Origin of the sequence: Endozoicomonas atrinae, from assembly GCF_001647025.1 — a bacterium.
Taxonomy (GTDB): domain Bacteria; phylum Pseudomonadota; class Gammaproteobacteria; order Pseudomonadales; family Endozoicomonadaceae; genus Endozoicomonas; species Endozoicomonas atrinae.
In genome coordinates this window covers 1-5,646 of sequence record NZ_LUKQ02000299.1, presented here as the reverse complement: position 1 = coordinate 5,646, position 5,646 = coordinate 1, and the positions used below count along the sequence as shown (strand labels likewise).

Sequence of the window (5,646 nt, the reverse complement as noted above, 5' to 3'; positions counted from 1 at the left end):
CGCCAGCGATACGCACCAACCCATCCGGCGAGGCGTAAAGTGCCATATCCCCCATATCCACCATGCTGCGTTTGCTGATGCAAGCGTGTGCCGTATCCAGCCGTTCCAGGGTCATGGCACTGGGTTCAGTACCAAAGGCCACATAGGGATAACCGCTGGTAGTGATGATCACACTGTTGGCCGCTACCGCCAGTGACTGGATGTCGTACTCCACCGCCAGCCGATAGGCCGCTGGCCAAGCGTACAAGTGATAGGGTTCGCTGAACATCAATTCTTTGCCGGAAAAGCCCACCGCCACGCCACCGGGCAGTACCACCATGCCTTGCAGGTCATTGGGTGGCGCGATCCAGCCGATGGTTTTCAGGATGCCGCCCCGCTGATCCATCGGGGTTTGATCCACCACACTGGTGACGCCCACCGGGGTATCTGTACCGATGGTTCCAGCATTGTTGATCTGAGTGCAGAGCTGATACACGCCCACCTGCGTACTGGTGTAAACCCTGAAGTGGGTAATGTTCATGTCAACCGCACCCGGCCCTGAAGCCAGTGTCAGGTTGACAGTTTCACCGGGCAGTACGCTTATCTCAGCAGAAGGCAATGACGGCGGCCCTTCCCGTCCGTTCTCATCCACCCAGGTATAGGTATAGGTATAGAAGCGGGTTTCGGCGTCCACTGCCTGAGCATCCTCCAGCGGTGTGCCACTGAGAGTCATCACGGGTGCCACATCCGGCTCCGGCATCCCCAGTTGATGGTCATTAACCGGATAGTCACTACCACCACTCAATGCCAGACCATTATCTGTGTAGCGGGGACCTTTTACCGTGCCGGTGTAATAGACCCGGTTGTTGGGATCGTCCGCCACGGGTGAACGAATCACGTCAACGTCTTCGATCCAGTCAAACCAGTACCGTTCGCCTTCGTTGCGATAGAGGTAGATGGACTGCGGGGTATCGTTCAGGGACTTTTCATCGGCGGGTTGATAGTAGGCTCTCAGGCTGCCATTGGTTAAACGACAGTCAATGGCTGCCTCCGCCTGGGTATCTTCCAGCAGATGGCTGTCCAGCCAGGGGACTTCGCCGGTAAAGGAGGTGATATCGAGTTTCATGGTGGGTTATTTTTTCAGCCCGTACACCGAAACCGTGCCCACCAGTTTGTTCTGGTTCATGGCTTCCGCGTAGAACTTGATGCCCGCGATCGAGCCACTCACCGGTGCCGACAGGGTTGCCGTGATGTACTGGTCACCGTTGCCACTGTCCAGATGCGCAGTGAAGGAACCTTTACCATTCGGGTTCACGGAGACCGTCATTGTCCCGGACAGAAAGACCGACTCCATCTCACCATTCACCAGGGCATAGCCGGAGTATTGGCCAGCCGACAGCGTATACCCGTCACTCTTGATCACCGAGGTATTGGCCCAGCCGTACCCCGTTACCCAGGAGCCATCGGACTGCTTAAAGGCCATGCCCAGTTTTTTCTCCCGGTAGTCACCGTTGTCATCAATCCCGAGGTTATTAATGACCAGCTGATACCCGCCATAAAGGGCATCATCAAAACCGATGTCCAGCACCATTTCTGAAACACCCGACTGGGATACTGTACTGAGCAGTTTCATATCGTCTTCCTCTGCGTTATTGCCCTGGCTCTCCAATGCCTCTATCCGTGCGGTCAGATCGGTAATAATGTCCTGAAGGCTCTCTACTGAAGCAATGGTGTGAATATGATCCGGTGGCGCGGTTAATGAGGTCACCACCCCACCCACCAGTGCGAACAACTTGCCATCGGCGGTATTGATCGCCACCTCCCCTGAGGCCAGATCCGACGACAGCGGGACCTTGCCGGGTGTCGCCGAGCTTTTCAGTTTGATGGTGTTGGACACAGGCCCATTCCTCTGGTTGCTGTCGGATCAGAAGGTGCCGCCATCCAGCACCACACCGTTCACCGAACCACCGGTGATGGTGACACTGGCTGCGGACTGAAGCGCCATGCTGTCCAGCCCCAGGTTACTCCGGGCAGTGGCGGCGTTGGTCAGATCCGCCAGGTTGGAGGATTTGGCCAGTTTGGTGCCGATCTGGGTGGTCAGGTTGCTGATGGTGTCGGGGTCATCCCCCAGTGCCGCCGCCAGTTCGTTCAGGGTATCCAGCGCTGCCGGGGCTCCGGCCACAATGGCATCCACACCGAGCTGAACCCGGGCATCCACCTGCGCCTCATTCAATCCGCCGGAACCGGTAGCGGTCAGCACGCCGCTGCCATCAATGGCCAGGCCAGTACCCACCTTGATACCACCGAGGGTCGCTCCCGAGGCCGTGGGCAGGCTGTAGTTATTGGCGTTATCGTCGATCCCGGCCAGTTTGGTGACCACTGTTTCACCACCGACGGCGGTTACGGAGCCATCGGTTTCACCGATAAACAGATACCCGGAGGCTTCCGAGTAGGCCAGCTCCCCTTCCGCCAGGCTGGCCGGGGTGTTGGTAATGGCACTGCGTTTAATCTGAATGGTGTTCGCCATGGTTGACGCTCCTGTCTATCTATGACGGTTTATACCCGTCGCCTTTGAAGTTGCTACTTTGTTGGCTGCATTCACTCTCCTTGGTCACATAGTATTTCTATGCTCCCAAGGCTTCGCTCGCTTGCCGCCGCGTAGCAACTCCAAATCCTTTGGGTATTGAAAGAAAGCGGTCAGAAATAACCGCCATTTACATTGGCAGCAGGGCTCTGGTTCACCAGGTCTGCCACCGAGTCATGCAATACCTCCATCTCGTTTTTCATGGCGGTCAGTTGCAACTTGTCGGCCTCATGGGCATCGTGCCAGCGTTGGATATCGCCATGGTGCTGGGTGATGTCGCTGTTGAGCTGCCGGTTTTCCGTGGTCATCGCCCACAGCGAGCTGGACAGGGCATCGGCACGCCCGACTGCCTCTTCGATCTGTGGCAACCCCGTGGCCAGGGCTTCCTCGATCGCCTGCCGGTCTTCGGCAATGCTCTGCTGCTGGGCAGCCACCACGGCCACGCCGTTTCCAAGGGTGGCGACCACGGTCGTCTCGTTGGCCATCGCGGGCTCCTATCTCAATGCGTGGGTGACGCCTGCCTGAACAACAACCGTTCCAATAGCCACCGTCGACACCGCCTGACCATCGGGCGTGGTGACCTGGACATCAAACTCATAACGGTAGGGAGTCAGCTCATTGGTCTCTTCCGGTGTCAGGGACATCACCGCCGTCGTGCCGGATACCGCCATCCGTTTTTGCAACACGGCTTCGTCATCCGGCTGCATCCGGTGAAACTTCAGGGTGAAGATCAGCGTCCATCCGGTCAGGTCCAGCGACGTGCCATCCTCACCACTGAACGACACCGGTACGGAATAGCTGTCACCCCGGATAAAGGCAGGCAGGGTAGTGGAAGCGGGAATGGCCATCAGACAAACCGCCTGCGGGTCACCGACTGTTCGCCACCACTGACACCCACCAGTCCACGGATGCGCTTGCGGTTGAGTTCCTTCTCATACTTCTGCAGATTGACCTCTGCAAGCTGCGGGTTGGTCCAGGGCTCATCGGGCATCATTTGCAGATCTGCCAGTACACCCCAGCAGGCAAACTCAAGTGTCAGGTTGCCCACCTCGTCCGGCACTTCTGTGGCAGCAAACGATGGCATCAATGTCAGCTCAATATCGTGCATGGCATTCTTGTCAGGGATCGGAGCAACTTGCAGTGCGTTGGTTTCAACATGGCGGTAGTAATAAGGGGTACCGGAAGCGAGGTAAGGCGGCAGCAGATCACGGCTTTCCAATCGGGTGCCGTCTTCCCGCAGGAGATTCTGCACCGTGGCAATCTCACTGCCAGCGGGGTCGGTCAGGGTGTAGTCCTTAATGCCCTTCACCATAAACAGCTTGTCATGATGTCGCCAGATATTGGCCCGGTGACAAATGTCCCGCAGGGTAATGATCAGGTAATTACGGATCACCTGATCCGGGCAGCCCTTGGCATAGGGCCGTATTCTGCCCAGATAAACGTCCAGTTCCATCTATCTCTCCACCTTGCCCTGTAGCATCTGCCGGAAAAGCTGATCCACGTTCCACTTCAGCCCCAGGTCATTGGCAAACATGGCCAGGTAACTCTGCGCCTGCTGCATATTGGCTTCCGTTTCCATATCCATGCTGAATGCCCGGAACAGCATGTAGTTGATCACCGGGTTGATCCACAGTTCATCCAGACTGAATAACTGGGTATCCGTGTCAAAATCGGTAATGGCTATTCGTGCGGGTGCCTGGCTGACCAGCAGGTTCAGCGGGTGATCCGTAGGGGGCACCGGGTACACATAAAACACCGACGGGCTTTTCTGGTCGTAGACATACTGTTCCACATCCGTACCGGTGGCTGTCGTCCAGTTGGGCAACAGACTGTCGAGGCTGCTACGGGTGGAGGCAATCACCGTCCGGCCTGTGGATGGATTGTCCACAATATCCAGCAACCGGTATGTACCTGGCGGCAGTGACTGCACCGCCTGCGCCTGACAGGTAAAGGGCAGTAGCTGCGAGTTCACATCAGGCCGGTTCTGCACCACCGCCAATATCGCCTCGTTATAGGCATCCAGCAGGTTGGCATTGGTCCAGCGGGGGACGGCAGCGTTGTCCTGAAGCAGGTCACGCACCCGCTGGATGATCTCGGTAACCTTCATCACCTACAGCCGGTTACCCTGTTGATCACAGAACTCCAGATCCACGCCTATTCGTATCTTCAGCCTCGGATTGTAGATAAAGACGCTGTTGTTGTTCTTGTTCATCACAAATCGCAGCGGCTTCCGGGTTCGTAGTTGGGGTGTTGGCGCTGGCTGTTCCAACGCGGTGAGCACCTCAGCCATGCCTGGCTCTTCCAATGCCTCCTGCTCTTCCGGTTGCTCCAGTGACTCACCACCGTTCATCAGCTGACGTATTTCGTTTTTTAACTCATCCAGCTTCTTGCGCTTATCGAACTCCACGTTAAACATCTGCCGGGCAAAGGATTCCAGTTCGTCCTTGCTACGGCAGGTTTCCAGGTTAAATGCCATTTTTTCAGCTCCTCTGAAAAACGCTTCCCGCTACCCGCCGCCCGCACCCCGCAAAGCACCACGAATGTAGTCTTGTTCGGAAAGCAGGCAGCGGGAAGCGGGCAACGAAAAAATTAAGAACGCTTGGCTGCCAGCAGAACACCCGCATCCGGCTTCAACACCTTATAGCCATACACCTGCAGGCCACGGTGTCCCATGCCGAAGTGCTTCTCCAGCGTCAGCGATTCATGCTTGATAAACTGCGACGCAAACCCGGCGAAATCTTTCACGCCCGCCAGGCACTGGGTCACCCCCGACGCGGTGGCCAGGTTGTTACTGCAGTACAGCGTGAACCGGTCGATGATCCCGAGTCGTCCGTTACGCATGATGGAGGTACCATCACCGGCCAGAGAGGCATCTTTCAGCTCAGACTTCTTGATCATCCCGCACACCCAGGGTGGCAGTACCAGCCAGCGGTCGGACTCGGGAATGTTCTTCTCGTCCAGCAGCGTGCCCATATCGACGATGTAATCCAGCACATTGGTCTTATCCACCACCACACCGGTACCACCGCCGTCGATCTTGTTGTCCGGATGCACATCGGTGTAGATATTCCCCAGTACATCGC

General features: G+C 56.9%; 9 protein-coding genes. All 9 read right to left on the bottom strand.

Features of this window, described 5'->3' with window-relative positions:
* Nucleotides 1–1,105 (bottom strand): hypothetical protein (locus AK963_RS24700; protein ID WP_066018051.1); only part of this gene is annotated, 1,105 nt, incomplete at its 3' end.
* A gap of 6 nt (nt 1,106–1,111) precedes the next feature.
* Nucleotides 1,112–1,876 carry a hypothetical protein gene (locus AK963_RS24695; RefSeq protein WP_066018050.1) on the bottom strand — a complete coding sequence of 255 codons (765 nt, stop codon included), beginning with the start codon at nt 1,874–1,876 and terminating at the stop codon, nt 1,112–1,114.
* A gap of 27 nt (nt 1,877–1,903) precedes the next feature.
* Nucleotides 1,904–2,506 carry a hypothetical protein gene (locus tag AK963_RS24690; protein WP_066017966.1) on the bottom strand — a complete coding sequence of 201 codons (603 nt, stop codon included), beginning with the start codon at nt 2,504–2,506 and terminating at the stop codon, nt 1,904–1,906.
* Between the two features lie 170 nt (nt 2,507–2,676).
* Nucleotides 2,677–3,048, bottom strand: a complete 372-nt coding sequence (locus AK963_RS24685; RefSeq protein ID WP_066017967.1) for a hypothetical protein — start codon at nt 3,046–3,048, stop codon at nt 2,677–2,679.
* Between the two features lie 9 nt (nt 3,049–3,057).
* Entirely contained in the window at nt 3,058–3,411 is a 354-nt protein-coding gene (locus AK963_RS24680) for a hypothetical protein (RefSeq protein WP_066018049.1), read from the bottom strand.
* On the bottom strand, nt 3,411–4,016 hold the full coding sequence (locus AK963_RS24675; RefSeq protein ID WP_066018048.1) for a hypothetical protein: 606 nt from the start codon (nt 4,014–4,016) through the stop codon (nt 3,411–3,413). Before AK963_RS24675 ends, AK963_RS24680 begins: the two co-directional genes overlap by 1 nt.
* On the bottom strand, nt 4,017–4,670 hold the full coding sequence (locus AK963_RS24670; RefSeq protein WP_066018047.1) for a phage adaptor protein: 654 nt from the start codon (nt 4,668–4,670) through the stop codon (nt 4,017–4,019).
* 3 nt (nt 4,671–4,673) lie between these two features.
* Entirely contained in the window at nt 4,674–5,039 is a 366-nt protein-coding gene (locus AK963_RS24665; RefSeq protein ID WP_066018046.1) for a hypothetical protein, read from the bottom strand.
* Between the two features lie 113 nt (nt 5,040–5,152).
* Nucleotides 5,153–5,646, bottom strand: a 494-nt coding sequence (locus AK963_RS33565; RefSeq protein ID WP_476588288.1) for a hypothetical protein, incomplete at its 5' end; no start/stop codon positions are given.